Genomic DNA, 25,313 nt, shown 5'->3' with positions numbered 1-25,313 from the left:
TATATTATTTTTGGAATGGCATACCTAATTGTGCCAACAATTCGCGAGACTCTTCGTCAGTGTTCGCTGTTGTAACAATTACGATGTCCATACCGCGTACTTTATCTACTAAATCATAATCAACTTCTGGGAAGATTAATTGTTCTTTAATACCTAAAGTATAGTTACCACGACCATCGAAAGCTTTTTTGCTGACACCGTGGAAGTCACGTACACGAGGTAAAGAAACTGTTACTAATTTATCTAAAAATTCGTACATTCTTTCGCCGCGTAGCGTTACTTTCGCACCGATTGGCATTCCTTCACGTAAACGGAATCCAGCGATAGATTTTTTAGCTTTTGTGATAAGTGGTTTTTGACCAGTGATTAATGCTAATTCTTCAACAGCTTTGTCTAAGTTTTTAGCATTTGATACTGCATCACCCACACCCATGTTGATAACGATTTTATCAACTTTAGGTGTTTGCATAACTGAGCTGTAATTAAATTTTTCCACCAATGATGGTGTTACTTCTTTAATATATTTTTCTTTCAGGCGGTTCATTCAGTAAGCCCTCCTTCCGCAATTTTTATTTATCTAAAACTTCACCTGTTTTTTTAGAAACGCGGACTTTTTTGCCGTCGACTTCTTTAAACGCAACTTTAGTAGCTTCTCCGTTTGAAGGATCAATCACCATTACATTAGAAACATGAATTGGCGCTTCCACTTCAAGGATTCCACCTTGTGGGGCTGCTTGGTTTGGTTTTTGGTGTTTTTTAACGACGTTGACACCTTCAACGATAACTTTATCTTGTTTAGGAAACGCTGCTAAGACAACGCCTTCTTTGTTTTTATCTTTACCAGTGATAACTTTTACTTTATCGCCTTTTTTAACAAACATTACTGTTTCGCACCTCCTTTAACGTGGGCTCGAGATTATAATACTTCTGGTGCTAGAGAAACGATCTTCATGAAGTTGTTTTCACGTAATTCACGTGCAACTGGTCCGAAGATACGTGTTCCGCGTGGGCTTTTATCGTCACGGATAATTACCGCAGCATTTTCATCAAATTTGATGTAAGAACCGTCAGCACGACGAGCGCCAGATTTTGTACGAACGATAACGGCTTTAACTACTTCACCTTTTTTAACAACCCCACCTGGCGTTGCTTGTTTGACAGTAGCAACAATAACGTCACCGATGTTAGCAGTTTTACGACCAGATCCGCCTAGGACTTTGATCGTTAAAATTTCACGTGCGCCAGAATTGTCAGCGACTCTTAAACGACTTTCTTGTTGGATCACGATGTGTATCCCCCTTTCAGATTTTGTGCTTCAATCTATTAGGAAATTCTCGTTTTATTAGATAATAACTGCTTCTTCGACTACCTCTAGTAAACGGAAACGTTTTGTAGCTGATAATGGACGAGTTTCCATGATTTTTACGATGTCTCCAACTTTCGCTGTGTTGTTTTCATCATGCGCTTTATATTTTTTAGAATATTTCATACGTTTGCCATAGATAGGGTGGTTTTTCTTTGTTTCAACGACAACTGTGATTGTTTTATCCATTTTGTCTGATACCACACGACCTTGGTAAACTTTACGTTGATTTCTTTCTTCAGTCATACGCGTTTGGCCTCCTTCCACTATTAGTTAGCTTGTTCACGCAATACTGTTTTGATGCGTGCAATCGATTGACGTACTTCTTTAATACGTGCAGTGTTTTCTAATTGACCTGTTGCTAATTGGAATCTTAAGTTGAACAATTCTTCTTTTAATTGTTTTTCTTTATCTAGCATTTCGGCAGTGGTTAATTCTCTGATTTCTTTAACCTTCATTCGATTCACCACCCATTTCCTCACGTTTTACGATCTTAGTTTTTACCGGCAATTTGTGAGATGCAAGACGAAGAGCTTCACGAGCTACTTCTTCAGGAACGCCTGCGATTTCAAACATGATTTTACCACGTTTAACTGGTGATACCCAGCCTTCTGGTGCCCCTTTACCTTTACCCATACGTACGCCGATAGCTTTACTTGTGTAAGACTTGTGAGGGAAAATTTTAATCCATACTTTCCCGCCACGTTTCATGTAACGAGTCATTGCAATACGGGCTGCTTCGATTTGACGGTTAGTAATCCAGTGAGATTCAGTTGCTTGTAAACCCCATTCACCAAATGCTACTTCTTTTCCGCCTTTAGCTTCACCGCGCATTTTTCCGCGGAATTCACGACGGTGTTTTACACGTTTAGGTACTAACATGATTATTTCCCTCCTTTCTCAGTGTTTTTTTTCGTTGGAAGAATTTCTCCACGATAGATCCACACTTTAACTCCTAGTTTTCCGTAAGTAGTGTCCGCTTCTTCCCATGCGTAATCAATGTCCGCACGTAATGTGTGAAGTGGTACAGTTCCTTCAGAGTATCCTTCTGAACGAGCGATATCCGCACCGTTTAGACGACCTGATACTTGAGTTTTGATTCCTTTAGCACCAGCACGCATTGCGCGTTGGATAGCTTGTTTTTGAGCACGACGGAAAGCAACACGGTTTTCTAATTGACGTGCAATTCCTTCGCCTACTAATTTTGCATCTAAATCTGGTTTTTTGATTTCAACGATGTTGATGTGAACTCGTTTGCCAGTTAATTTGTTTAATTCTTTTCTTAGGTTTTCGACTTCAGATCCGCCTTTACCGATAACCATACCTGGTTTAGCTGTGTGAATTGAAATGTTAACACGGTTTGCAGCGCGTTCGATTTCAATTGTAGATACAGCAGCATCAGCAAGTTTTGTTGCGATAAATTTACGGATTCTTAAATCTTCGTGTAAGAATTCAGCATACTCTTTTTCAGCATACCATTTCGCATCCCAGTCGCGGATGATGCCTACACGCATTCCAATTGGATGTACTTTTTGACCCACTGATTGTCCCTCCTCTTAAATGTTTAAGCTCTGTTTTCATAAAGAAAACAGCCTATTTCATGAGACTTATTTCTCTGTTACAACTACTGTGATGTGACTAGTACGTTTGTTGATTGGTGAAGCTGAACCTTTTGCACGAGGACGGAAACGTTTCATTGTTGGTCCTTCGTTAACAAATGCTTCAGATACGACTAAGCTTTCAACGTCTAAGTCAAAGTTGTTTTCTGCGTTAGCAACTGCTGACATTAAAACTTTTTCAATGATTCCAGCAGACTTGTTCGGTGTGAATTTCAAGATTGAAATTGCATCCGCAACGCTTTTCCCTCTGATAAGATCGATTACTAAACGTGCTTTACGAGGTGAAGTGCGAACTGTTTTTGCAGTTGCTTTAGCTGATGTAATTTGTTCTGACATTTGCATATCCTCCCCTCAAAATTAGCGTTTAGTTTTTTTATCGTCAGCAACGTGGCCACGATAAGTTCTAGTTGGTGCAAATTCACCTAATTTATGTCCTACCATGTCTTCTTGAATGTAAACAGGGACATGTTTCCGTCCATCATATACAGCGATTGTGAAACCTACGAATGATGGAAAAATTGTAGAGCGGCGAGACCAAGTTTTAATTACTTTTTTCTTTTCGGCACCTTGTTGTGCTTCGACCTTTTTCATCAAATGATCATCGACGAAAGGTCCTTTTTTTAAACTACGACCCATGGTGAACCTCCTCTCAAAATGTACGACACATGGTCAAAAAAATTATTTAGTACGACGACGAACGATAAGTTTGTCTGATTTAGCTTTTTTATTACGTGTTTTGTATCCAATTGCTGGTTGACCCCATGGAGATACTGGCGCTTTACGTCCAATTGGTGTTTTACCTTCACCACCACCGTGTGGGTGATCGTTAGGGTTCATTACGCTACCACGAACAGTTGGGCGTTTACGCATCCAACGAGAGCGGCCAGCTTTACCAATGTTGATTAATTCGTGTTGTTCGTTACCAACTGAACCGATTGTTGCACGGCAAGTTGCTAAGATCATACGAACTTCGCCAGAGTTTAAGCGGATTAATACGTATTTGCCTTCTTTACCAAGTACTTGCGCGCTTGTTCCAGCTGAACGGATTAATTGTCCACCTTTACCAGGTTTCATTTCAATGTTGTGGATAACTGTACCAACTGGAATGTTTTCCAATGGTAATGCGTTACCTACTTTAATATCTGCTTCTGGACCAGATACTAGGCGCATGCCTACTTCTAATCCTTTTGGTGCTAAGATGTATGCCTTAACCCCGTCTTCGTAATGAACTAACGCGATGTTAGCAGAACGGTTTGGATCGTACTCGATCGTTTTAACAACCGCTGCGACGTTATCTTTATTACGTTTGAAGTCAATCACACGGTATTGACGTTTGTGACCGCCACCTTGGTGACGAACCGTAATGCGACCGTTGTTGTTACGACCGGCATTGTTTTTTAATGGCTGTAACAATGATTTTTCTGGTGTTGAAGTTGTGATTTCAGCGAAATCAGAACTTGTCATGTTACGACGGCCATTTGTGGTAGGTTTGTACTTTTTAATCGCCACGTCTTATTTCCCTCCTACGTTGATATTGTTCAGGACTGCTTATTCAGCAGCTTCGAATAATTGAATTTCTTTTGAATCTTCAGTTAATGTAACGATCGCTTTGCGACGTTTTTTTGTATAACCTGCATATTTACCCATGCGTTTGAATTTTGGACGCACGTTTAAGATGTTTACGTTTGCTACTTTAACATCGAATGCTGATTCAACAGCTTGTTTTACTAAAGTTTTGTTTGCGCGAGTGTCCACTTCGAAAGTATATTTCTTTTCGTCCATAGCTAACATGGATTTTTCAGTGATCACTGGGCGTTTGATTACGTCTAGTAATTCCATTATGCAAGCACCTCCTCAATTTGAGTAAGAGCTGTTTGTGTTGCCAAGACTTTGTTAGCTGACACAACATCTAACACACTAACGTTATCAGAAGTTACTACAGAAACGTTTGGTAAGTTACGAGCTGATAAAGCTGCAAAGTCGTTACCATTTTCTAAAACAACTAATACTTTAGTATCGATAGACAAGTTAGCAAGAACTTGTTTGAATTCTTTTGTTTTTGGTGCATCGAAGCTTAAACCTTCTACTGCTACCAAGTTATTTTCAGCAACTTTGTCTGATAATACAGACTTCATTGCTAAGCGACGAACTTTTTTAGGAAGTTTGTAGCTGTATGAACGCGGTGTTGGTCCAAAGACTACGCCACCTCCACGCCATTGTGGTGAACGGATTGAACCTTGACGAGCACGACCAGTTCCTTTTTGACGCCATGGTTTGCGGCCACCGCCACGAACAGCGCTACGGTTTTTAACTGCGTGTGTTCCTTGTCTTAATGAAGCACGTTGCATGATGATTGCATCATAGACAACACTTTCATTAGGTTCGATTCCGAAGATTTCTTCATTTAAAGTGATTTCACCGTTTTGAGTTCCATCTTGTTTGAATAATGCTACATTCGGCATTCCTTAGTTCCTCCTTTCCCTACACTTATTTAGCTTTCACAGCTGATTTAATTGTGATTAAAGATTTTTTCGCTCCAGGAATGTTTCCTTTGATTAAGATAACATTTCTTTCTACGTCCACTTTAACAACTTCAAGGTTTTGAATTGTTACGCGGTCGCCACCCATACGGCCGGCTAGTCGTTTATTTTTAAATACACGGTTAGGCGCTACTGGACCCATTGACCCAGGACGACGGTGATAACGAGAACCATGAGACATAGGTCCGCGGCTTTGGCCGTGACGTTTGATTGCCCCTTGGAATCCTTTACCTTTCGTAGTACCTGTAACATCAACAACGTCTCCTGCTTGGAAAACATCTACTTTGATTTCTTTACCTACTTCATATTCTCCTAGCTCAACATTCTTGAATTCTTTAATGAAGCGCTTAGGAGCCGTGTTTGCTTTTGCAACATGACCTTTCGCAGGTTTGTTTGATAAAACTTCACGTTTGTCTTGGTAACCAACTTGGATAGCTTCGTATCCGTCAGTTTCAACAGTTTTTACTTGTAAAACTACGTTTGGCGTAGCTTCAACTACTGTTACTGGAATTAATTCACCAGACTCAGTAAAGATTTGTGTCATTCCCACTTTTTTCCCTAAGATTCCTTTGGTCATGAGTACACCTCCATCTTAATTTTATAGTTTGATTTCAATATTAACACCAGACGGTAAGTCAAGCTTCATTAGAGCGTCAACTGTTTTTGGTGTTGGGTTCACAATGTCAATTAGACGTTTGTGAGTACGCATTTCGAATTGTTCGCGAGAATCTTTGTATTTATGAGTCGCACGAATAACTGTGTAAAGTGAGCGTTCTGTTGGTAATGGAATCGGACCTGATACGTCAGCTCCAGTTCTTTTTGCTGTTTCCACAATTTTATCCGCTGATTGATCTAAAATACGGTGTTCATACGCTTTTAAACGGATACGAATTTTTTGTTTTGCCATCTTGTTCCCTCCTTCGCCTATTTTAAAAGTAGACATAGCTCCACGAAAATTTATCCGGCATGCTCGTTCATGGCAAAGCGTCCGAGCGTGTCGCAACCTCTCGCTTCACAGCCGGCAAATCAAATCGTTGATCTACCAATGCTTTTTACACTCCTGTAAACAGCACCTTTTTGATTATACTATGAAAGGATAGTGTTAGCAAGGATTTTCTGCGTTTTTTTGAAAGAATTTTTTCTTGTTTTGAAAAGCATTTGTTTTGTTTTTCAATTCTTTTCATCCTATTTTTATAAAAAAAGAATTTGAGATTCCTTTTTTACCAGAATCTCAAATTCTCTCTTTTTTATTCTATTAACCAATCCGGCGCATTGGAATATCATTGTTATCTGGATGAACCAATAAATATTGAATAACATCAATATTGCTTGCTTGGAATGAGGCTGCACATGCTTGCAAATATAAGTCCCACATTCGATAGAAGCGCTCGCCTTTTTCGTCAACAATTTCTGTTTCTATATTATGGAAGTTTTTTGTCCAATGTTCCAACGTCAATTGATAATCTCTGCGCAAACTTTCCAAGTCAATCACTTGCAAGTCGTTTTCTGTCATATGGCCGACTAGCTCAGTGACACCAGGAATATAGCCACCTGGGAAAATATAACGATTAATCCAAGCATTTTTAGCCCCACCTTGTTGGCGACTGATTCCATGAATCAACGCCGTACCTTTAGGCGCTAAGTTTCGTTGAACGACGTCAAAATATTCATGTAGATTTTCCGCACCGACATGTTCAAACATCCCAACACTCGTAATATGGTCAAAAGACTCTCCTTTTAAATCACGATAATCCATCAATTTGACAGTCATTCGATCTTGTAGACCTTCTTTTTCTATAATATGGCGAATATGATGAAATTGCTCTTCACTTAATGTAATCCCAGTTGCTTTGGCTCCATATTCTTTCACCGCAGTTAAAATTAACGTGCCCCAGCCGCAGCCAATATCCAGTAAAGTGTCGCCCTCTTTGATAAACAATTTATCTAAAATATGATGCACTTTATTCACTTGCGCTTGTTCTAATGTATCTTCAGGCGTTTTAAAATAAGCACATGAATACGTCATTGTTTGGTCAAGCCATTTTTTGTAAAAATTATTTCCTAGATCGTAATGGCTGTGAATATCCTCTTGCGAGCGTTTTTTTGAATGACTTTCTTTAGGAAGCCATTTAATAAATTTAGCATTGTGTAAAAAGCTATCCTTTTGGTTATACACATCATAAATCAGTGCTTGGATATCGCCTTCGATTTCAATTTTGCGATCCATGTAGGCTTCCCCTAAAGTTAACGAAGCGTTATTCAGTAAATCCTTCACAGGAATTTTTTCATTGAATACAATTTTAAAAACCGGATCCCCCGACCCTTGCCCATACTCTTTGACGGTACCATCCCAGTATGTGACTTGTGTCTTTTTTGAAAAAGACCATTTAAACAGTTGACTGTACGTTTCTTTTTCTAACATTGCATACCCTCCATTAAATACCATTTGAAGCCAAAACAAAAAGAAGTCGCTTTCCGGTAGTTCGTCAAAACAAACACCACAGTCCGTTCTAAACTGAAGCACAGAAAAGTTAACACCCCTTCTATGTTCCGCTTCTTTTTTTGCAATTACAGTTCTATTCTACTCCTCTTTTAAAAATTTGAACATTCTTTTAACGTAATACCTACTATTGTTATTCTTTATCACAAAAAAACTAGAGCCAGTCCTTGACAGACTCCTCTAGTTCTAAATATTATGCTTTCTTACACATCCGTTGTTCCGCATGAGTGTATGCGCCATGCCATACGTGCCCCACATAAGGATTAACTTGAATACCGTGTTTAATCGCCGCTGCTACAAATTTTTTCGCTAAAGTTACTGCTTCTAACACCGAATAACCTTTCGCCAAGCCAGCTGTGATTGCCGCTGAAAAAGTACAACCTGCACCATGATTATAATCAGTAGGATATAATTCATTTTCCAAAAGATGCGCGGTGTGACCATCGTAAAACAAGTCCAGTGCTTTTTCACCAGCTAAGCGATGTCCCCCTTTAACCACGACATGTTTGGCTCCCATTTGTACAATTCGTTTTGCCGCTTCTTCCATCTCCGCCACGGAAGAAATTTCGCCTAAACCAGATAAGATGCCCGCTTCAATTAAATTAGGCGTGGCAACTAATGCTAATGGCAGTAAATCGTTTTTTAGGCCTTCCACACTTTTGGGTTGCAGAATTTGTGCCGTTCCCTTACAAGCAATGACTGGGTCAATCACGACTTTTTGAATTTTTTCTTGTTTAATGTACTTACTAGCCATTTTAATATTTTGTTCATTACCCATCATCCCTGTTTTCAAAGCCGCGACTGGACCGCCTGCAAAAACCGAAATCAATTGTTTTTCTAAGAGCGTTTCTGGCAATTCAGTTACTTCATGTGACCAACCTGTCGTAGGATTCATCGTCACAATCGAGGTTAAACTTGAAAACCCAAAAACTCCATACTCTTCAAATGTTTTTAAATCTGCTTGAATCCCTGCCCCTCCAGTTGAATCGGAGCCTGCAATCGTCAATACTTTTTCCATTAAATCACCTAACCTTTTTCTCCAAGTATACGGAAGAAACAAGACTGCTAAAACAGCCAATTGGCTTATTTTTTAGCCAGCCAATTTCTAAACAAAAAAAGACCAGAGAATAAATTCTCTGGTCTTACGTCCGAATACCCCAGTTTTTTACGCTGGTTAAAGCTATAGTTAAAAAGTTAATTATTTAACGATTTCAGTAACAACGCCTGAACCTACAGTACGTCCGCCTTCACGAATAGAGAAACGAGTTCCGTCTTCGATAGCGATTGGGTGAATTAATTCAACGTCCATAGCAACGTTATCACCAGGCATTACCATTTCAGTACCTTCTGGCAATTCTACAACACCAGTAACGTCTGTTGTACGGAAGTAGAATTGAGGACGGTAGTTAGTGAAGAATGGAGTGTGACGTCCGCCTTCTTCTTTTGATAATACGTATACTTCAGCTTTGAATTTTGTGTGTGGAGTGATTGTAGCTGGTTTAGCTAATACTTGTCCACGTTCGATATCTTCACGTGCTACACCACGTAATAAAGCACCGATGTTGTCGCCTGCTTCAGCGTAGTCTAATAATTTACGGAACATTTCAACACCTGTAACAGTTGTTTTAGATGTTTCGTCTTTAATACCAACGATTTCAACTTCGTCACCAACGCGAACTTCACCACGTTCAACACGGCCTGTAGCAACAGTACCACGTCCAGTGATTGAGAATACGTCTTCGACTGGCATCATGAATGGTTTGTCAGTATCACGTTCTGGAGTTGGGATATATTCGTCAACTGCAGCCATTAATTCTAAGATTTTTTCTTCATAAGACTCGTCGCCTTCTAAAGCTTTCAAAGCAGAACCTGCGATAACTGGAACATCATCGCCTGGGAAATCGTATTCTGATAATAAGTCACGAACTTCCATTTCTACTAATTCTAATAATTCTTCGTCATCAACCATATCCATTTTGTTTAAGAATACAACGATGTATGGTACACCAACGTTACGTGATAATAAGATATGTTCACGTGTTTGAGGCATAGGACCATCAGCAGCAGAAACTACTAAGATAGCTCCGTCCATTTGAGCAGCACCAGTGATCATGTTTTTAACGTAGTCCGCGTGTCCTGGGCAGTCAACGTGTGCATAGTGACGAGTTTCAGTTTCATATTCGATATGAGAAGTGTTGATTGTGATTCCACGTTCTTTTTCTTCTGGAGCGTTATCGATAGAATCGTAGCTTTGTGCTTCCCCGCCACCGTGTTTTGATAATACAGTAGCAATTGCAGCTGTTAATGTAGTTTTACCATGGTCAACGTGTCCGATAGTACCAATGTTAACATGGGATTTAGAACGGTCAAATTTTTCTTTTGCCATTTTGAATGTTCCTCCTAAAAATATAAATTTTATTGTTTGTTTTATATGTGATAGACGTTACTAAAAATCGTCTGATCATCATAAGCTATTTTACACGAAATCTTGAAAAAAGGATAGTTCTAAAAACAAACCTTTTATTCTCAAGGAAAATTATGCGTTGCCGCCGTTTTTCTTGATGATTTCTTCTTGAACAGACTTAGGTACGTCTTCATAGTGGTCAAATACCATCATAAATGTACCGCGTCCTTGTGTTGCTGAACGTAATGTTGTAGCATAACCAAACATTTCAGCTAAAGGTACCATCGCATTAACGATTTGAGAGTTACCGTGTGCTTCCATACCTTCAACACGTCCACGACGACTTGTTACGTGTCCCATGATATCACCTAAGTAATCTTCAGGAACAGTAATTGTAACTTTCATCATTGGTTCTAAAATAACTGGGTTTGCATTTTTAGCCGCAGCTTTCAATGCCATAGAAGCAGCTACACGGAAGGCCGTTTCATTTGAATCGACATCGTGGTATGAACCATCGTAAAGTTTTGCTTTGATATCAACTAATGGATAACCAGCAAGAACACCGTTGTTCATAGAGTCTTCTAACCCTTTTTCAACTGCTGGGATGTATTCACGAGGAACCACACCACCGACAATTGCGTTTTCAAACTCGAAGCCTTTACCTTCTTCATTTGGTGTAAATTCAACCCATACGTGACCGTATTGTCCTTTACCACCAGACTGACGAACGAATTTACCTTCTGCTTTAGTCGCAGCACGGAATGTTTCGCGGTAAGATACTTGAGGAGCACCTACGTTAGCTTCAACTTTGAATTCACGTTTCATACGGTCTACTAAAACGTCTAAGTGCAATTCACCCATACCAGAGATAACTGTTTCACCAGTTTCAACGTTTGTTTCAACGCGGAATGATGGATCTTCTTCAGCAAGTTTTTGTAGAGCCACGCCCATTTTATCTTGGTCAGCTTTTGATTTAGGTTCAACAGCGACTTGGATAACTGGATCAGGGAATTCAATAGATTCAAGAATAACTGGTGCATCTAATGCACATAATGTATCACCAGTTGTTGTGTCTTTCAGACCAACAGCAGCAGCGATATCACCAGAGTACACTTTGTCAATTTCTTGACGAGTGTTGGCGTGCATTTGTAGGATACGACCGATACGTTCTTTTTTGCCTTTTGAAGCGTTCAATACGTATGAACCACTTTCAAGGACACCAGAATAAACACGGAAGAAAGTTAAACGACCTACGAATGGGTCAGTCATAACTTTAAATGCTAATGAAGCGAAAGGTGCTTCGTCATCAGCTGGACGAGTTGTTTCTTCGTCTGTTTTAGTATCGATCCCTTTGATAGCATCGATATCTAATGGAGATGGTAAGTAATCAAGAACAGCGTCCAACATTAATTGAACCCCTTTATTCTTGAATGCTGAACCAGCTAATACAGGGAAGAACTCAACGTTGATTGTTGCTTGACGGATACCAGCGACTAATTCTTCTTCAGTGATTTCTTCACCTTCAAGATATTTCATCATTAAGTCTTCGTCAGTTTCAGCAACAGCTTCAACTAATTTTTCGCGCCATTCTTGCGCTTTTTCTAAATAATCTTCAGGAATATCAGTTTCTTGAATATCTGTTCCCAAATCATTTGTGTAGATTTCAGCTTTCATTTTAATCAAGTCAATGATTCCAGTGAAGTCTTCTTCAGCTCCGATTGGAATTTGAATTGGATGAGCGTTTGCTTGTAAACGATCATGTAATGATTCTACTGAATAGAAGAAGTCCGCACCGATTTTATCCATTTTGTTACAGAATACAATACGAGGAACTTTATATTCAGTCGCTTGACGCCAAACAGTTTCTGTTTGAGGTTCTACACCTGATTGAGAGTCAAGAACTGTTACCGCACCATCTAATACGCGTAGAGAACGTTGTACTTCAATTGTGAAGTCCACGTGTCCTGGAGTATCGATGATATTTACACGGTAGCCTTTCCACTGTGCAGTTGTCGCAGCGGATGTAATCGTGATACCACGTTCTTGTTCTTGTTCCATCCAGTCCATTTGTGAAGCACCTTCATGGGTTTCACCGATTTTATGGATTTTACCAGTGTAGTACAAGATACGCTCAGTTGTTGTTGTTTTACCAGCATCAACGTGGGCCATGATACCAATGTTACGAGTTTTTTCAAGTGAAAATTCTCTTGCCATTTTGTATGTTTACTCCTCTCTTTATTTAAATCGATTGTAAATTGACTTTCTGCTGCCACTTTACGCGACAGACAGAGAGGATCTTACCAACGATAATGAGCAAATGCGCGGTTTGCGTCTGCCATTTTGTGTGTGTCTTCGCGTTTTTTAACAGAAGCGCCAGTGTTGTTAGCAGCATCCATGATTTCTTTCGCTAGACGTTCTTCCATTGTGTGTTCACCACGTAGACGTGCGTAGTTAACTACCCAACGTAAACCTAAAGTTGTACGACGTTCTGGACGAACTTCAACTGGTACTTGGTAGTTAGAACCCCCAACACGACGTGCTTTAACTTCAAGAACAGGCATAACGTTTTTCATTGCTTGTTCAAAAACTTCCAATGGATCGTTACCTGTAGATTCTTTGATGATATCAAATGAATTATAGATAATGTTAGCAGCAATCCCGCGTTTACCGTCAACCATTACACGGTTGATTAAGCGAGTTACTAATTTTGAGTTATAAATTGGATCTGGTAAAACATCACGTTTTGCAACAGGACCTTTACGAGGCATCCGTAACTCCTCCTTCCGAAATATGATTTTTCAAGTTGTTATTGTCTTATTATAATTAAGCTTTAGGACGTTTTGTACCGTATTTAGAGCGGCTTTGTTTACGGTCGTTAACACCGGCAGTATCAAGCGCACCACGAACGATATGGTAACGTACCCCTGGTAAGTCTTTTACACGTCCACCACGTAATAATACCACGCTGTGTTCTTGTAAGTTGTGACCGATACCTGGGATATAAGCTGTAACTTCGATTAAGTTTGACAAACGAACACGGGCATATTTACGTAAAGCTGAGTTCGGTTTTTTAGGTGTCATCGTACCCACACGTGTACAAACTCCACGTTTTTGCGGAGAGTTAACGTTTGTTTGAGTTTTCTTAAAACTGTTATATCCTTTGTTTAAGGCTGGTGAATCAGATTTTTCTACTTTAGATTTACGAGGTTTACGTACTAATTGGTTAATTGTAGGCATTCCTTGTTCTCCTCCTTCCTTACTTCGCTTCTAGTTCCACACATCCAGGTGGTTCTTTTTTCGCGATAAAAAATAATGCAATCTCTGCACTCTTTATCAAATATGCTTTGATAGACAGTCAGCACGTCCCTATAAGGAACCTGTAGATAAAGCACCTTTGTTAGGATACCACGATAAGTATCAGCTGTCAACCCTCTTCTTTCGCCTTTCGAAAAAAAGCTTTTCCTTCTATTTAAACGCACTTTTCCTTTAAAAATTTTTATGACTTTTTCAAAAACTTTCTATCTTTTTTAGTTAATTAACGGTACAATATCTTTGACTATTGAAGGGGGCGGAAAACAGCGATGAATCTGAAACAAATGGTAGGAATCGAAGCTGCAAAATATGTAGAAGACGGCATGATTGTCGGTTTGGGTACTGGCTCAACAGCAAAATTTATGGTAGACGAAATTGGTCGTCGCATAAAAGAAGAAGGATTGTCAATCGTGGGGGTTACTACTTCAAAAGAAACAGAGAAACAAGCCTTGGCCTTGGGCATTCCTTTAAAAAGTATTGATGAGGTTCCGTATGTGGATCTTACGATTGATGGCGCCGATGAAATCAGCGCTGATTTTCAAGGAATCAAAGGCGGTGGGGCTGCCTTACTTTTTGAAAAAATTGTGGCCACTTATTCAAAGAAATGTATTTGGATTGTGGATAAATCAAAAATGGTGGACGATTTAGGAGCTTTCCCACTTCCAGTTGAGGTTGTTCCTTATGGCAGCCGCCAACTAGTGCATTTATTTGAAGAAAAAGGCTATCACCCAACACTTCGTTTAAACGCTGCTGGCGAAACATTAATAACAGATGGAGGCCACCATATCATCGATTTGCATTTAGAAAAAATTACAGATCCAGAAGCTTTGGGTTCTTATTTAGACAACTTGGTTGGCGTCGTTGAACACGGCTTATTTTTAAATATGGTTTCTATGGTAATCGTCGGTTATGAAGATGGACCGAAAACCTTACATGTTCCCGCACGTTAAGAATGTGTGAAAAAAGATTATTTATATAGGAAGGATAATATATGAAACGAATTGGTTATGCACGCACAACTATTATTGAAGACGATTTAAAAAATCAACTAACCACTCTCCAATCGTTTGGTTGTGATGATATTTTCCAAGAGACATTTGATCCTCAAGCGGAGATCAGTGTCTTAGACGAAGTCGAAAAACTTCTTTCTGCTGGGGATACACTTATTGTTTGTAAATTGCACCATTTAGGTAAAACAACCCGCCAATTAACAGACTTTATGAAAATGTTAAAGGAAAAACAAGTTGATTTTGTCAGCATTTCAGAAGGAATTGATACTCACCTTCCAACAGGTGAAGCCTATTTCCAATTAATGGAGAGCTTATCTGCGATGGAATGTGCACTAATTAAAGAACGAACACTCGTCGGGCTCCACAAAGCTCGTGAAAACGGAAAAGTAGGTGGACGTCCAAAAATTGATGGACGCACCGTCCGCAAAATCCGTGCATTATATTATGAAAACAAAGAAACAATCCAATTTATTTCTAATAAATGCGGCGTTTCGGTGGGCACTTGTTATAAATACATCAATTTACCTGAGACAGATGTCGAGCGGCTGTATTCCTAAGAATAAAAAAGAAGTCCTTCAGATGGGGCTTCTTTTTTGATTCGATTTCACTCTAATTTTTCAGCAACTTTCACGTTTTTTTACTATTTTCCATTGGAAATCTTGCGCAAAACGGTGTACAATAAACGTGGAAATCTTATTTTCAGAAAACTAAACTCAAAGGAGAGCTTATACATGCCAAAATTAGTTTTTTCTCGTCATGGACTTAGCGAATGGAATGCCTTAAACCAATTTACTGGATGGGCTGACGTAGATTTAGCACCTGAAGGTGTTGAAGAAGCAAAAGAAGGCGGCCGTAAAATTAAAGAAGCAGGCATCGAATTCGACGTTGCTTATACTTCTGTTTTAACTCGTGCCATCAAAACTTGTAACTATTTACTAGAATACTCAGATCAATTATGGGTACCTCAAATCAAATCTTGGCGCTTAAACGAACGTCACTATGGTAAATTACAAGGACTAAACAAAAAAGAAACTGCTGAAAAATACGGAGACGAACAAGTCCACATCTGGCGTCGTTCTTACGATACTCTTCCTCCATTAATGGAAGCAACAGATGAAGGTTCTGCAGCAAACGACCGTCGTTATGCAATGTTAGACCAACGCGATATTCCTGGTGGCGAAAACTTGAAAGTTACTTTGGAACGTGCATTACCATTCTGGCAAGATGAAATTGCGCCAGCTTTAAAAGACAACAAAACTGTCTTAGTAGCGGCTCATGGTAATTCATTACGTGCTTTAGCTAAACACATCGAAGGCATTTCTGATGAAGATATTATGGATCTTGAAATCCCAACAGGTAAACCATTAGTTTATGAATTAAACGATGATTTAACTGTGAAAGAAAAATACTACTTATAAGAACTTGTTTCTTATTAACAAAAGCGGTTTGCCAAGGCAAACCGCTTTTTTATGGATTAAATAAATTGACTTTCGGTTAAACAATCTTTATAAATCGCTACTATATCCGCTGCATCCAATGGTACATAAGCCTTTTCGGCAATTGCACTATGGGCCACAGCTTGTTGTGCCATTTCTTCAAATTTATCTGCTTCGATGCCAACTTCTGGTAATGTCATTGGAATGCCACAAGCCACAAAGTAATCATATAATGCTTGAATACCTTTTTTCGCTGCTACTTCCTCTTCTTGTTCGACTATTCCCCAAACATTTCGAGCAAATTGCGCAAACTTGCCTACGGTTTGTTCAGACAAAACGTAATTCATCCAACGAGGCGTTAAAATTGCTAAGCCAATCCCATGCGTAATGTCATAAAACGCACTTAATTCATGTTCCATTGGGTGACAAGACCAAACACCTTGTTTGCCGCGCCCTGTTAAACCATTTAAGGCTAAACTACTTGCCCACATTAAATTAGCACGTGCATCATAATCTTCTGGATTTTCTAAAGCAATAGGACAATTTTTGATAACCGTTCGCATTAAGCCTTCTGACACAAAATCTTGGACGTCCGTGCCTGTCGAAATACTAAAATAGTTTTCAATCAAATGACTGAAAATATCCGCTGAGCCAGCTGCTGTTTGATTTTGAGGAACCGTAAAAGTATTCGTTGGATCCAAGAACGAAACTTTTGGAATCATATTCGGACCACCAAAGCCTAATTTTTGATTGGTTTCTAAGTTAGAAATGACAGCACCTGCGTTCATTTCACTACCTGTCGCTGCTAAAGTCAAGATGGTCACGATTGGTAAAGCAGGACCTGTATACCCTTTTCTGGCTGCAATGACTGTCCAGATATCTTCTTCCGAATAAAAGCCCGCAGCTATTGCTTTGGAACAGTCAATGGTTGAACCACCGCCAACTGCTAAAATAACATCGACTTGGTTTTCTTTACACAACTCAATTCCTTTTCTAACGGTTTCAATGCGCGGGTTTGGTTCGACACCGCTCAACTCAATCAATGTATGCCCGTTTTTTTGGGCCAAATCAGTAATTTGTTGGTACAAGCCATTACGTTTGATACTACCGCCACCATAAACAAGTAAGACATTTTTGCCAAATTGATCTAACACAGCAGGTAATTCGTCTAAACGATCTTTCCCAAAACGGATGTCTGTTGGTACATAAAAATTAAAGTTTTCCATTCTTTCATCCTCCATTCAATGCTCTTACGCATTTATCATACTATTTTTTCAAAAATCCGCCAATCAAAAAGCCGAGCAAATGACAGTTGCTTTCACAACGACCAATTGACCCAGCTTTTGATTCTTTTTTATAACGAATCGCTTGTTTTGATTAACAAATAAAGAAAATAAGGCGCACCGATGATCGCAACAATAATCCCTGCAGGCATTTCTCCATTGCCAGGCAATAGCCGACCAATCGTATCACTAACCAATAAAAGTAAACTCCCAAACAACGCCGCCAATGGCAATACCTGTTTTTGTTGCGTAAAACCACATTTGCGAGCAATATGTGGCGCAAGTAAACCTAAAAAATTAATTCCCCCTGTAACGGAAATCGCTGATGCCGCCAACATCACCGCTAACAGCAACGAAACGATTCGTTCTTTTTTCACAGCAATACCTACAGAAATAGCTGTTTCGTCCCCCAATTGTAAAATATCCAACAGACGATGACGCTTCATCGCAAAAAAGAACCCGATGACTAGCCAAGGCAACAAAGCGCCCACAAAGAACCAATTACTACCCCAGATACTGCCTGCTTGCCACATTGTAACAAAACGGTACTTTTCAGTGTCAATTTTTGATGTAATTAATAAGGTGAGTGCTGAAATACCCGTACTCAAAATGACACCCGATAAGACCATTCGAACTGGCGTCAATCCTAAACGATGATGATACGCGATTACTAAAATCCCAACAGCCGCTAGCAAGCCGCCAACTAAGGCCACGAGCGGAAGTGCAAACGTTGTGATACTTGTCGTCTCAACAAAACTAATAAACAAAATCACTGCCAAACCCGCACCCGCATTAATGCCTAAAATCCCAGTATCTGCTAACGGATTCCGAGTAATCCCTTGAAGAATAGCACCGCTTAAGCCTAAAGCTGCGCCCGAAAGGACCGCTAGCACAATCCGTGGTAACCGAAAATCCCAAACTAACAGTTGTTTGGCCTGACTTCCCTGTCCCAAAAGAAGGGCTTTTAAATCCATGACGGAAACAGATAATTCCCCTTGCGTTAAACTGATACAAGCAGTTAGGATAATCCCAACTATTAAGACAGCCACCCAACGGGACACTTTTTTCTGTGTCATCCTAGTTGCCCTCCTTTACGAAATAAATAAAGAAAGAATGGGATGCCAATTAAGGCCGTGATAATCCCAAATGGTGTTTCAAAAGGCGGATTCACCATTCGAGCGATTAAATCTGCCACCAAAACGAGGAGCGCACCGCCTAACGCCGAGAACGGAATCAAGCGACGGTAATTTTCTCCAGAAACTGTTCGCATCACATGAGGCACCACCAAACCAACAAAACTGACCGAGCCAACCAGCGCCACAGACAATCCTGATAAAAGCAAAATCGTTATACTGGCAAACAACCGAATACGCTGCGGATTTCGCCCCAAACCAATTGTTGCATCATCGCCAAACCGTAAAATAGTCATCGACGGACTAATCAGAACTGCTAATGCAAATGCGCCCAGAAAGATCGGGACGACTATTTTTAATTGTGCCCAAGAAATAACGCTGACGCCGCCAAGAAACCAAAACGTTAACTCTTGACTCAAATTGAACTGAATGGCTAAGAATTGACTAAATGATAAAAAAAGGGCACTAATACCAGCCCCCACCAAGGTCAGACGCATGGGGCTTGCTCCTCGAATTGAATGATTAGAAAGATAATAAATCAGTGCCACACTCACGCCGGCACCAAGAAAAGAAACAACTAAAAGCCACCAATAACTTGCCTGAGGGAGGAAAGCAAAAACAAGCGCTAAGCCCAAGCCAGCCCCAGCATTGATACCCAGCAAGCCAGAATCTGCCAATGGGTTTTGCGTAATCCCTTGCGCTAACGCCCCACTCACCGCTAAACTTGCCCCCACAAAAGCGGCCCCTAAAATCCGCGGCAACCGAACCGTTTGGATGACTTGATGCGCTTGATTGGTCGCATCGAAGTGCGTAAATGATTCAATAATCGTTTGAATCGAAACCGACGTCGCACCAAACATCAGCGACAGAAGCATTGTCCCCAGTAGCAAAAAAAGACAGACAAGTAACACTTGCCATTGGTGTCTATAAAATCCGCTTATGCCTTTCATCCATCCAGCTCCATTTCCATCAACTCATAAGAAAGCACTAGTGGCCGCTGTGTCTGACTATGGTAACTAATTTCTGCTTGAATAGCGAAAACATCTGCTAAGCCAGTAACAGTAATCACTTCTTGCGGTGTTCCTTCATTGATAATCTTTCCCTCTTTCATCGCAATCACGCGATCAGAAAAACGAGAAGCTAAATTAATATCATGAATCGTCATCACGATAGTTTTTTGATGTTCTTGATTAATTCGTTTTAACACATTTAAAATTTCTAGCTGATGCGCTGGATCCAAATAGGTGGTCGGTTCATCTAAAATTAAAATATCTGTATCCTGCACTAGCGCCATAGCAATCCAAACCCGTTGACGTTGTCCACCTGATAAAATTGCCACAGACTCTCTAGCTAACTCAGTTAAGCCTGTTAATTCTAATGCCCATTGTATGTACTCTTGATCTTCTTTGGTGACACTTTTCCAGCCCGATTGATAAGGATATCGCCCGAAAGAGACGAGGTCAAAAACAGATAAATCGATTGTATTTTCTGGCGTTTGTGATAAGATCGCTAGTTCTTGCGCCACTTCTTTTGAAGAAAAATGTTGAAGTTCTTGGTTCTTAATGAACACCTTGCCTTTCTCAGCTGGCAAAATACGCGCAAGTGTTTTTAACAAGGTCGATTTGCCACAACCATTTGGTCCAATAATACTTGTAATAGTTCCCGCTTCAAATGAACAGTTCAGCGCTTCACTAATCACTTGACGACCATATCCTGTAGTTAAGTCCTCTGCCTCTAAATAATTCATAACCATTCCTCTTTAATTTTTCTGTCGTTATTTTACATTTATTGAGAATCGTTCTCACTCATTGTTCCTTGATTATAAAAGACCCTTCCTTAAAAAGCAATGTTTCTTCCAATCAAAAAAACGAATTATCTAAAAATGCAACTTATTTGCTCAAAAAAACAAGCGATGATTGACAAACGGTCGTTTTTAATTGATAATGAGAATCGTTATCAACTAAAAATAAAGGAGTTACACAATGAAACTTTTAAAAAAGACGGTCCTAATTGGTACCACCCTTCTTCTTGGTTCATTCTTACTCGGAGCTTGTGGTAATACGAATAAAGAAGCCAATAACGCTGACAAAACACATGAAGTAACAGATACCTTAGGCAATAAAGTAACCGTCCCCGCGAAACCCAAACGGATTATTGCGAGCTATTTAGAAGATTATCTAGTTGCACTAGGAGAAAAACCAGTGGCACAATGGACAGTTGGACAAGGCAGCATTCAAGATTATTTAGCGAAAGAATTGAAAGATATCCCCACTATTTCCTATGACTTGCCATATGAAGCGGTTCTAAAATTTGAACCTGACTTATTATTAATCAGTTCATCTGCTCTAGTTGAAGGTGGTAAATACAAAGAATACAGTAAAATTGCGCCAACTTATGTAGTCAAAAACGGCGAAAATGTCACCTGGCGTGATCAATTGGAAGATATTGCCACTGTTTTAGATAAAAAAGAACAAGCGAAAAAAGTGTTAGAAGATTATGATACCTTAACCAAAGGCGTCCAAGAAGACCTTGGCAAAAAAGATGCTGGCAAATCTGCGGCAGTCTTATGGGTAACCAACAACCAAGTCTTTATGGTTAGCGATAATCGCTCAAGCGGAACCGTGCTCTATCAGGACTTAGGCCTCCAAGTTCCAAAATTAGTGGAAGAAATTTCTAAAAATGCTACTGCGGATTGGAATCAAGTTTCTTTAGAAAAATTAGCTGAGCTTGACGCAGACCACATTTTCCTTGTAAACAGTGATGAATCAGCACCTCTTTTCCAAGAAGCAATTTGGAAGAACTTACCTGCTGTGAAAAATAACCAAGTTCATACCTATGATAAAAAAAGTAGTTGGTTATACAACGGACCTATTGCGAATACTCAAATTGTTGAAGATGTAAAAAAAACGCTCTTAAATTAAAAAAATGCTTGGATGAAAATAATCATCCAAGCATTTTTTAATTAGCAATTGCCGTTTCTAAACCAACTTCAATCATTTCATTAAACGTCGTTTGGCGTTCTTCTGCCGTTGTTTCTTCGCCTGTCACCAAGCTATCACTCACCGTCATAATCGCCAATGCTTCTACATCAAATTTTGCTGCTAAATAATATAACATTGCCGCTTCCATTTCAATCGCTAATACCCCGTATCGACCTAAACGAAAGACATCATCTAAGCTATCTTTGTAAAAAACATCATCTGACAATACGTTACCAACATGGGTAGTAAAGCCTTTTGCTTTAGCAATTTCGTAAGATTTGAGTAAAAGGTCGAAGCTCGCAATTTGTGGAAAATCATATTTAGGAAAATCATTGCGAATCGCGGAAGAAGGCGTCGCTGCTGCTTGTGCGATAACTAATTCACGAACGTTGACTTTTTCTGAAATAGAACCACACGTACCAACACGAATTAACTTCTTCACATCGTAAGAGTTAATTAACTCATGGGCATAAATACCTGCTGAAGGCATCCCCATCCCTGTTCCTTGGACCGAAACACGCTGTCCCTTATACGTTCCTGTGTAACCTAACATTCCACGAACTTGATTATAGCAGACAGGATTCTCTAAAAAAGTTTCCGCAATATATTTTGCTCGGAGGGGATCCCCTGGTAGTAAAATTTTATCGGCAATTTCACCTGGTTTTGCTTCGATATGCACACTCATTCTGGTTTACTCCTTTTTTTATAAAGCTGCTAGTGTTGCTTTCACTAACTCTTTGAATTGTCCTTTAACGCGTTCAGTTGTTTCAACTACTTCTGCATGATTTAAACTACTTTGCATACCAGCTGCTAAATTCGTAATACAAGAGATGCCTAGTACTTTCATGCCACTATGCACAGCTACAATGACCTCCGAAACAGTTGACATGCCAACTGCATCTGCACCCATCGTCCGTGACATCCGAATTTCTGCAGGCGTTTCATATGTCGGGCCAGAAAAGCCCATATACACGCCTTCTTTTAAATCAATATTTTGTTCCGCAGCCACTTTTTTTGCCACTTCCCGATATTCTTGCGTGTAAGCATGACTCATATCTGGAAAACGCGGCCCGATTTCTTCATCATTTTCACCAATTAACGGATTATCGCCTGTAAAATTAATGTGGTCATTGATTAACATCAAATTCCCCGGTGTATATGTTTCATTTACGCCACCAGCTGCGTTGGTTACAATCATTGAATGAATGCCTAAAGCAGCCATCACACGAACGGGATAAGTGACCGTTTGCATCGAATGTCCTTCATAATAATGAAAACGTCCTTGCATCGCCAAAACTTTTTTTCCAGAAAGCGTTCCGTAAACTAATTGTCCAGCATGTCCAACGACTGTTGAAACAGAAAAATGGGGAATTTCAGAGAAAGGAATAGCAATCGCATCGGTTATTTCATTAGCTAATTCACCTAACCCAGAACCTAAGATTAGACCGAAGTCTGCTTGTTGCACCCCTTTTTCTTTCAAAAACTCAGTTGTTTCGTTTAAATGGTTCGTTAACGTTGTCATGTGTTGCCTCCTCGAATTATTGTAATTGATTTAAAAAGCTTTGACCGTTTTCCGTTGCAGGAACTTCAAAGTTTTCAGCAATCGTTGCTGAAATATCTGAATAAAATCCTTGTGGCAAGCTGCCTTGTTTTGTCATTTTTTTACTATAAGCCAATAAAGGTACATATTCACGTGTGTGGTCTGTTCCTGGGAAAGTTGGGTCATTCCCGTGATCTGCTGTAATTAAAAGCAAATCATCTTCGGCCATAGCTGCCATAATCTCTGGCAAACGACCATCAAAATCTTCGATGGCTTTTGCATAGCCCTTTACATCACGACGGTGGCCATACAGCGCATCGAAATCCACTAAGTTAGTAAAACTTAAACCTGTGAAATCTTTGTTCATGACCGTTAATAATTGATCCACCCCATCCATATTGCTCTTCGTGCGGATAGCTTCAGTAATTCCTTGTCCATTAAAGATGTCGTTAATTTTCCCAACAGCGATCACATCATTGCCGTTTTCTTTCAACGAATCTAAAACAGTATGGCCAAAAGGATCTAAAGCATAGTCATGACGGTTACTGGTTCGAGTGAAATTACCTGGTTCACCAACATACGGGCGAGCGATAATCCGACCAATCATATAAGGTTCGTCTTTCGTAATGTCACGAACATATTGACAAATTTTATACAATTCTTCTAATGGAATAATGTCTTCATGCGCCGCAATTTGTAAAACAGGGTCCGCTGAAGTATAAACGATTAAATCCCCTGTTTTCATTTGATGTTCGCCGTAATCATCAATGACTGCTGTCCCGCTATATGGTTTGTTACAAACAACTTTTCGCCCAGAAAAATCTTCAATTTGTTTCAGTAATTCTTCAGGAAAGCCGTTTGGGAATACTCGAAAAGGTTTTTTGATGTTCAAGCCCATAATTTCCCAGTGACCGGTCATAGTATCTTTTCCAACAGAAATTTCTTCTAATTTGGTGGCATAGCCATCGTGGTCTGCCACTGCTTTGACACCTGTTAAAGGAGCAATAGTTCCCAATCCAAGTTTTTCTAAATGAGGAATGGTTAGTCCCGCTTCTTTGGCAATATGACCTAGTGTATCACTGCCGACATCTCCAAATTTTTCAGCATCTGGTGCTTCACCAATACCGACTGAATCTAGTACGATTAAATGAACACGTTTAAACACACTTGCTTCCTCCTCTAAGGTCGTAAATACGTCAAGAATGACAATTATTTTACGCTAGCCTTTTAAATAGTCTCGAGAATCAAACAGAATAATCTATTTATTCTCAGCTCTTCAATTATACCATGAATCCGCTATTATTGCCTGAAAGAGCATTAAAATTTTCACTGATTCCTTCGATTTTAGCAGGGCTTAAAAATTGAAAGAAAAAAAGTCTCCCTCCGTAATTAGGAAACTTTTTTATTGTTTTTTTCGAATAGCCTGCTCTTTAAAAAGAACACGACTCTTTATACAATCGAAACTTTTAACACTCCAAGCGGTCTCCCTCTTTTGGCACATTTAAATACCAGATAACCGCTTCTGATAAAATCACACCAATGCCAATGGGCGGATAAAAATAAATGCCGATATATCCGATTGCGAAAAGACAAAGATGAATGATTTTTGTTGCCTTACTATAAGATTTCGATTTTCTTAACTTAGCTGCACCTTGTGGATCTTTCACTACATTGTCTTCATAAATGATCCTTGTTAGCAAGAAGTAGGCAAAATCCCAAACCGTATACACAACAAGATAAAAATAAACAGGTGCCCGCATCCACCAAAATTCACTCACCCAAGCAGTTGCTACCGGAATGAAGGCCATGGAGAATAACCAAAAATTATTTGCCCAAAACGCTTTTTTAGAAAACCAATGAGTTACGGACATTATGTAATGATGATTGTACCAAGCGATACAGATAAAAATAAAACTGACAATAAACGATAAAAAATATGGGATATTTTCTATCAAACCTGCCAAAACACCCACTTGAGGAGTCTTAATTTCTAAAATCATGATGGTCATGATGATGGCAATGACTGCATCACTAAATGCTTCTACACGTGTTTTATTCATTGAACGTCCTCCACTTTTCCTATTCTTACTACAAACAAAAGTATAGCAGAAAAACCAACGATTTTTGAAAAAAAAGCTGCTAGACTTGTTGGTTTTTTTCAAAATTTCGACACTTCCTTCGAATTGTAAAAA

Annotated in this window: 32 protein-coding genes; 4 read left to right on the top strand and 28 right to left on the bottom strand. The window is 39.6% G+C overall.

The window, feature by feature from the left end:
- Positions 1 to 4 precede the first annotated feature (4 nt).
- The 20 genes from rplE to rpsL form a co-directional block, all read right to left on the bottom strand.
- Positions 5 to 544, bottom strand: coding sequence for a 50S ribosomal protein L5 (gene rplE / locus IGK03_RS00770; RefSeq protein ID WP_002356213.1), 540 nt, complete (start codon positions 542 to 544; stop codon positions 5 to 7).
- Positions 545 to 569: 25 nt separating this feature from the next.
- Positions 570 to 881, bottom strand: coding sequence for a 50S ribosomal protein L24 (gene rplX / locus IGK03_RS00765; RefSeq protein WP_002356212.1), 312 nt, complete (start codon positions 879 to 881; stop codon positions 570 to 572).
- A 35-nt stretch (positions 882 to 916) separates the two neighbouring features.
- Positions 917 to 1,285: a 50S ribosomal protein L14 gene (rplN, locus tag IGK03_RS00760; protein WP_002356211.1), complete on the bottom strand. Its 369-nt coding sequence runs from the start codon at positions 1,283 to 1,285 to the stop codon at positions 917 to 919.
- Positions 1,286 to 1,342: 57 nt separating this feature from the next.
- Positions 1,343 to 1,609, bottom strand: coding sequence for a 30S ribosomal protein S17 (rpsQ, locus tag IGK03_RS00755; RefSeq protein WP_002359348.1), 267 nt, complete (start codon positions 1,607 to 1,609; stop codon positions 1,343 to 1,345).
- A gap of 23 nt (positions 1,610 to 1,632) precedes the next feature.
- A complete protein-coding gene (rpmC, locus tag IGK03_RS00750) occupies positions 1,633 to 1,821 on the bottom strand; it encodes a 50S ribosomal protein L29 (protein WP_002383858.1) in 189 nt (62 codons plus the stop codon).
- Positions 1,811 to 2,245 (bottom strand): 50S ribosomal protein L16, encoded by a 435-nt coding sequence (gene rplP / locus IGK03_RS00745; RefSeq protein ID WP_002356208.1) that lies wholly within the window; start codon positions 2,243 to 2,245, stop codon positions 1,811 to 1,813. Before rplP ends, rpmC begins: the two co-directional genes overlap by 11 nt.
- A gap of 2 nt (positions 2,246 to 2,247) precedes the next feature.
- Positions 2,248 to 2,904 (bottom strand): 30S ribosomal protein S3, encoded by a 657-nt coding sequence (gene rpsC / locus IGK03_RS00740; protein ID WP_002356207.1) that lies wholly within the window; start codon positions 2,902 to 2,904, stop codon positions 2,248 to 2,250.
- 66 nt (positions 2,905 to 2,970) lie between these two features.
- Positions 2,971 to 3,318, bottom strand: coding sequence for a 50S ribosomal protein L22 (gene rplV / locus IGK03_RS00735; protein WP_002356206.1), 348 nt, complete (start codon positions 3,316 to 3,318; stop codon positions 2,971 to 2,973).
- A gap of 21 nt (positions 3,319 to 3,339) precedes the next feature.
- Complete coding sequence (gene rpsS / locus IGK03_RS00730; protein ID WP_002356205.1) at positions 3,340 to 3,618, bottom strand: 30S ribosomal protein S19; 279 nt, start codon at positions 3,616 to 3,618, stop codon at positions 3,340 to 3,342.
- 42 nt (positions 3,619 to 3,660) lie between these two features.
- The gene (gene rplB / locus IGK03_RS00725) at positions 3,661 to 4,491 is read right to left on the bottom strand and encodes a 50S ribosomal protein L2 (protein WP_002356204.1); all 831 of its coding nucleotides are present in this window, start codon (positions 4,489 to 4,491) and stop codon (positions 3,661 to 3,663) included.
- Between the two features lie 39 nt (positions 4,492 to 4,530).
- Complete coding sequence (locus IGK03_RS00720; protein WP_002356203.1) at positions 4,531 to 4,821, bottom strand: 50S ribosomal protein L23; 291 nt, start codon at positions 4,819 to 4,821, stop codon at positions 4,531 to 4,533.
- Positions 4,821 to 5,444 (bottom strand): 50S ribosomal protein L4, encoded by a 624-nt coding sequence (rplD, locus tag IGK03_RS00715; protein WP_002356200.1) that lies wholly within the window; start codon positions 5,442 to 5,444, stop codon positions 4,821 to 4,823. Before rplD ends, IGK03_RS00720 begins: the two co-directional genes overlap by 1 nt.
- A 25-nt stretch (positions 5,445 to 5,469) precedes the next feature.
- Positions 5,470 to 6,099 carry a 50S ribosomal protein L3 gene (rplC, locus tag IGK03_RS00710; protein ID WP_002356199.1) on the bottom strand — a complete coding sequence of 210 codons (630 nt, stop codon included), beginning with the start codon at positions 6,097 to 6,099 and terminating at the stop codon, positions 5,470 to 5,472.
- Between the two features lie 21 nt (positions 6,100 to 6,120).
- The gene (gene rpsJ, locus IGK03_RS00705) at positions 6,121 to 6,429 is read right to left on the bottom strand and encodes a 30S ribosomal protein S10 (protein ID WP_002389727.1); all 309 of its coding nucleotides are present in this window, start codon (positions 6,427 to 6,429) and stop codon (positions 6,121 to 6,123) included.
- Positions 6,430 to 6,777: 348 nt separating this feature from the next.
- Complete coding sequence (locus IGK03_RS00700) at positions 6,778 to 7,944, bottom strand: SAM-dependent methyltransferase (protein ID WP_202334731.1); 1,167 nt, start codon at positions 7,942 to 7,944, stop codon at positions 6,778 to 6,780.
- A gap of 271 nt (positions 7,945 to 8,215) precedes the next feature.
- Positions 8,216 to 9,040 carry a bifunctional hydroxymethylpyrimidine kinase/phosphomethylpyrimidine kinase gene (thiD, locus tag IGK03_RS00695; RefSeq protein WP_033625264.1) on the bottom strand — a complete coding sequence of 275 codons (825 nt, stop codon included), beginning with the start codon at positions 9,038 to 9,040 and terminating at the stop codon, positions 8,216 to 8,218.
- Positions 9,041 to 9,220: 180 nt separating this feature from the next.
- The gene (gene tuf, locus IGK03_RS00690) at positions 9,221 to 10,408 is read right to left on the bottom strand and encodes an elongation factor Tu (RefSeq protein ID WP_002356194.1); all 1,188 of its coding nucleotides are present in this window, start codon (positions 10,406 to 10,408) and stop codon (positions 9,221 to 9,223) included.
- 150 nt (positions 10,409 to 10,558) lie between these two features.
- The gene (gene fusA, locus IGK03_RS00685; protein ID WP_002356192.1) at positions 10,559 to 12,640 is read right to left on the bottom strand and encodes an elongation factor G; all 2,082 of its coding nucleotides are present in this window, start codon (positions 12,638 to 12,640) and stop codon (positions 10,559 to 10,561) included.
- Positions 12,641 to 12,723: 83 nt separating this feature from the next.
- Complete coding sequence (gene rpsG / locus IGK03_RS00680) at positions 12,724 to 13,194, bottom strand: 30S ribosomal protein S7 (RefSeq protein WP_002356191.1); 471 nt, start codon at positions 13,192 to 13,194, stop codon at positions 12,724 to 12,726.
- A 55-nt stretch (positions 13,195 to 13,249) separates the two neighbouring features.
- Positions 13,250 to 13,663, bottom strand: a complete 414-nt coding sequence (gene rpsL, locus IGK03_RS00675) for a 30S ribosomal protein S12 (protein ID WP_002356190.1) — start codon at positions 13,661 to 13,663, stop codon at positions 13,250 to 13,252.
- Between the two features lie 344 nt (positions 13,664 to 14,007).
- Between rpsL and rpiA the strand changes: the two genes are divergently transcribed.
- The 3 genes from rpiA (at position 14,008) to gpmA (ending at position 16,166) form a co-directional block, all read left to right on the top strand.
- The gene (rpiA, locus tag IGK03_RS00670; RefSeq protein WP_002381363.1) at positions 14,008 to 14,688 is read left to right on the top strand and encodes a ribose-5-phosphate isomerase RpiA; all 681 of its coding nucleotides are present in this window, start codon (positions 14,008 to 14,010) and stop codon (positions 14,686 to 14,688) included.
- 41 nt (positions 14,689 to 14,729) lie between these two features.
- The gene (locus IGK03_RS00665) at positions 14,730 to 15,305 is read left to right on the top strand and encodes a recombinase family protein (RefSeq protein ID WP_002356188.1); all 576 of its coding nucleotides are present in this window, start codon (positions 14,730 to 14,732) and stop codon (positions 15,303 to 15,305) included.
- A gap of 174 nt (positions 15,306 to 15,479) precedes the next feature.
- Positions 15,480 to 16,166: a 2,3-diphosphoglycerate-dependent phosphoglycerate mutase gene (gene gpmA, locus IGK03_RS00660; RefSeq protein WP_002359343.1), complete on the top strand. Its 687-nt coding sequence runs from the start codon at positions 15,480 to 15,482 to the stop codon at positions 16,164 to 16,166.
- A 56-nt stretch (positions 16,167 to 16,222) separates the two neighbouring features.
- Here the strand turns inward: gpmA and IGK03_RS00655 are convergent, their stop codons facing one another.
- The 4 genes from IGK03_RS00655 to IGK03_RS00640 all read right to left on the bottom strand — a co-directional run bounded on the left by IGK03_RS00655 (position 16,223) and on the right by IGK03_RS00640 (position 20,353).
- Positions 16,223 to 17,425, bottom strand: a complete 1,203-nt coding sequence (locus IGK03_RS00655) for an iron-containing alcohol dehydrogenase (protein WP_002408242.1) — start codon at positions 17,423 to 17,425, stop codon at positions 16,223 to 16,225.
- A 113-nt stretch (positions 17,426 to 17,538) separates the two neighbouring features.
- Entirely contained in the window at positions 17,539 to 18,543 is a 1,005-nt protein-coding gene (locus IGK03_RS00650) for a FecCD family ABC transporter permease (protein ID WP_010707976.1), read from the bottom strand.
- Positions 18,540 to 19,550, bottom strand: coding sequence for a FecCD family ABC transporter permease (locus IGK03_RS00645; RefSeq protein WP_010775503.1), 1,011 nt, complete (start codon positions 19,548 to 19,550; stop codon positions 18,540 to 18,542). Before IGK03_RS00645 ends, IGK03_RS00650 begins: the two co-directional genes overlap by 4 nt.
- On the bottom strand, positions 19,547 to 20,353 hold the full coding sequence (locus IGK03_RS00640) for an ABC transporter ATP-binding protein (protein ID WP_002373821.1): 807 nt from the start codon (positions 20,351 to 20,353) through the stop codon (positions 19,547 to 19,549). The genes IGK03_RS00645 and IGK03_RS00640 overlap by 4 nt, the downstream gene beginning before the upstream one ends.
- A 229-nt stretch (positions 20,354 to 20,582) precedes the next feature.
- On the opposite strand from IGK03_RS00640, the gene IGK03_RS00635 reads away from it, so the two are divergent.
- Positions 20,583 to 21,521, top strand: coding sequence for an iron-hydroxamate ABC transporter substrate-binding protein (locus IGK03_RS00635; RefSeq protein WP_430602408.1), 939 nt, complete (start codon positions 20,583 to 20,585; stop codon positions 21,519 to 21,521).
- 37 nt (positions 21,522 to 21,558) lie between these two features.
- Here IGK03_RS00635 and deoD read toward each other — a convergent pair whose 3' ends face one another.
- The 4 genes from deoD to IGK03_RS00615 form a co-directional block, all read right to left on the bottom strand.
- Positions 21,559 to 22,266, bottom strand: a complete 708-nt coding sequence (gene deoD, locus IGK03_RS00630; protein WP_002359338.1) for a purine-nucleoside phosphorylase — start codon at positions 22,264 to 22,266, stop codon at positions 21,559 to 21,561.
- 18 nt (positions 22,267 to 22,284) lie between these two features.
- A complete protein-coding gene (locus tag IGK03_RS00625; protein ID WP_002356180.1) occupies positions 22,285 to 23,103 on the bottom strand; it encodes a purine-nucleoside phosphorylase in 819 nt (272 codons plus the stop codon).
- A gap of 16 nt (positions 23,104 to 23,119) precedes the next feature.
- Positions 23,120 to 24,286 carry a phosphopentomutase gene (deoB, locus tag IGK03_RS00620; protein WP_002356179.1) on the bottom strand — a complete coding sequence of 389 codons (1,167 nt, stop codon included), beginning with the start codon at positions 24,284 to 24,286 and terminating at the stop codon, positions 23,120 to 23,122.
- Between the two features lie 301 nt (positions 24,287 to 24,587).
- Complete coding sequence (locus IGK03_RS00615; RefSeq protein ID WP_002367631.1) at positions 24,588 to 25,181, bottom strand: TMEM175 family protein; 594 nt, start codon at positions 25,179 to 25,181, stop codon at positions 24,588 to 24,590.
- Positions 25,182 to 25,313: the final 132 nt, after the last annotated feature.

Source organism: Enterococcus sp. DIV2453a (assembly GCF_050533535.1).
GTDB classification, from domain to species: domain Bacteria; phylum Bacillota; class Bacilli; order Lactobacillales; family Enterococcaceae; genus Enterococcus; species Enterococcus faecalis.
This window is presented reverse-complemented; position numbering and strand designations above follow the sequence as displayed.

Excerpts from the sequence above, each read along its gene's own strand:
- IGK03_RS00635 (WP_430602408.1), top strand. The coding sequence starts at position 20,583 with ATGAAACTTTTAAAAAAGACGGTCCTAATTGGTACCACCCTTCTTCTT.
- IGK03_RS00625 (WP_002356180.1), bottom strand. The coding sequence starts at position 23,103 with ATGACAACGTTAACGAACCATTTAAACGAAACAACTGAGTTTTTGAAA.
- fusA (WP_002356192.1), bottom strand. The coding sequence starts at position 12,640 with ATGGCAAGAGAATTTTCACTTGAAAAAACTCGTAACATTGGTATCATG.
- rplP (WP_002356208.1), bottom strand. The coding sequence starts at position 2,245 with ATGTTAGTACCTAAACGTGTAAAACACCGTCGTGAATTCCGCGGAAAA.
- gpmA (WP_002359343.1), top strand. The coding sequence starts at position 15,480 with ATGCCAAAATTAGTTTTTTCTCGTCATGGACTTAGCGAATGGAATGCC.
- rplX (WP_002356212.1), bottom strand. The coding sequence starts at position 881 with ATGTTTGTTAAAAAAGGCGATAAAGTAAAAGTTATCACTGGTAAAGAT.
- IGK03_RS00640 (WP_002373821.1), bottom strand. The coding sequence starts at position 20,353 with ATGGTTATGAATTATTTAGAGGCAGAGGACTTAACTACAGGATATGGT.
- rpsS (WP_002356205.1), bottom strand. The coding sequence starts at position 3,618 with ATGGGTCGTAGTTTAAAAAAAGGACCTTTCGTCGATGATCATTTGATG.
- rpiA (WP_002381363.1), top strand. The coding sequence starts at position 14,008 with ATGAATCTGAAACAAATGGTAGGAATCGAAGCTGCAAAATATGTAGAA.
- rpsL (WP_002356190.1), bottom strand. The coding sequence starts at position 13,663 with ATGCCTACAATTAACCAATTAGTACGTAAACCTCGTAAATCTAAAGTA.
- IGK03_RS00615 (WP_002367631.1), bottom strand. The coding sequence starts at position 25,181 with ATGAATAAAACACGTGTAGAAGCATTTAGTGATGCAGTCATTGCCATC.
- rplV (WP_002356206.1), bottom strand. The coding sequence starts at position 3,318 with ATGTCAGAACAAATTACATCAGCTAAAGCAACTGCAAAAACAGTTCGC.
- rpsJ (WP_002389727.1), bottom strand. The coding sequence starts at position 6,429 with ATGGCAAAACAAAAAATTCGTATCCGTTTAAAAGCGTATGAACACCGT.
- tuf (WP_002356194.1), bottom strand. The coding sequence starts at position 10,408 with ATGGCAAAAGAAAAATTTGACCGTTCTAAATCCCATGTTAACATTGGT.
- deoD (WP_002359338.1), bottom strand. The coding sequence starts at position 22,266 with ATGAGTGTGCATATCGAAGCAAAACCAGGTGAAATTGCCGATAAAATT.
- IGK03_RS00700 (WP_202334731.1), bottom strand. The coding sequence starts at position 7,944 with ATGTTAGAAAAAGAAACGTACAGTCAACTGTTTAAATGGTCTTTTTCA.
- rplD (WP_002356200.1), bottom strand. The coding sequence starts at position 5,444 with ATGCCGAATGTAGCATTATTCAAACAAGATGGAACTCAAAACGGTGAA.
- IGK03_RS00650 (WP_010707976.1), bottom strand. The coding sequence starts at position 18,543 with ATGACACAGAAAAAAGTGTCCCGTTGGGTGGCTGTCTTAATAGTTGGG.
- rplE (WP_002356213.1), bottom strand. The coding sequence starts at position 544 with ATGAACCGCCTGAAAGAAAAATATATTAAAGAAGTAACACCATCATTG.
- thiD (WP_033625264.1), bottom strand. The coding sequence starts at position 9,040 with ATGGAAAAAGTATTGACGATTGCAGGCTCCGATTCAACTGGAGGGGCA.
- IGK03_RS00665 (WP_002356188.1), top strand. The coding sequence starts at position 14,730 with ATGAAACGAATTGGTTATGCACGCACAACTATTATTGAAGACGATTTA.
- IGK03_RS00720 (WP_002356203.1), bottom strand. The coding sequence starts at position 4,821 with ATGGAATTACTAGACGTAATCAAACGCCCAGTGATCACTGAAAAATCC.
- IGK03_RS00645 (WP_010775503.1), bottom strand. The coding sequence starts at position 19,550 with ATGAAAGGCATAAGCGGATTTTATAGACACCAATGGCAAGTGTTACTT.
- rpsG (WP_002356191.1), bottom strand. The coding sequence starts at position 13,194 with ATGCCTCGTAAAGGTCCTGTTGCAAAACGTGATGTTTTACCAGATCCA.
- rpsQ (WP_002359348.1), bottom strand. The coding sequence starts at position 1,609 with ATGACTGAAGAAAGAAATCAACGTAAAGTTTACCAAGGTCGTGTGGTA.
- rpmC (WP_002383858.1), bottom strand. The coding sequence starts at position 1,821 with ATGAAGGTTAAAGAAATCAGAGAATTAACCACTGCCGAAATGCTAGAT.
- rplC (WP_002356199.1), bottom strand. The coding sequence starts at position 6,099 with ATGACCAAAGGAATCTTAGGGAAAAAAGTGGGAATGACACAAATCTTT.
- IGK03_RS00655 (WP_002408242.1), bottom strand. The coding sequence starts at position 17,425 with ATGGAGGATGAAAGAATGGAAAACTTTAATTTTTATGTACCAACAGAC.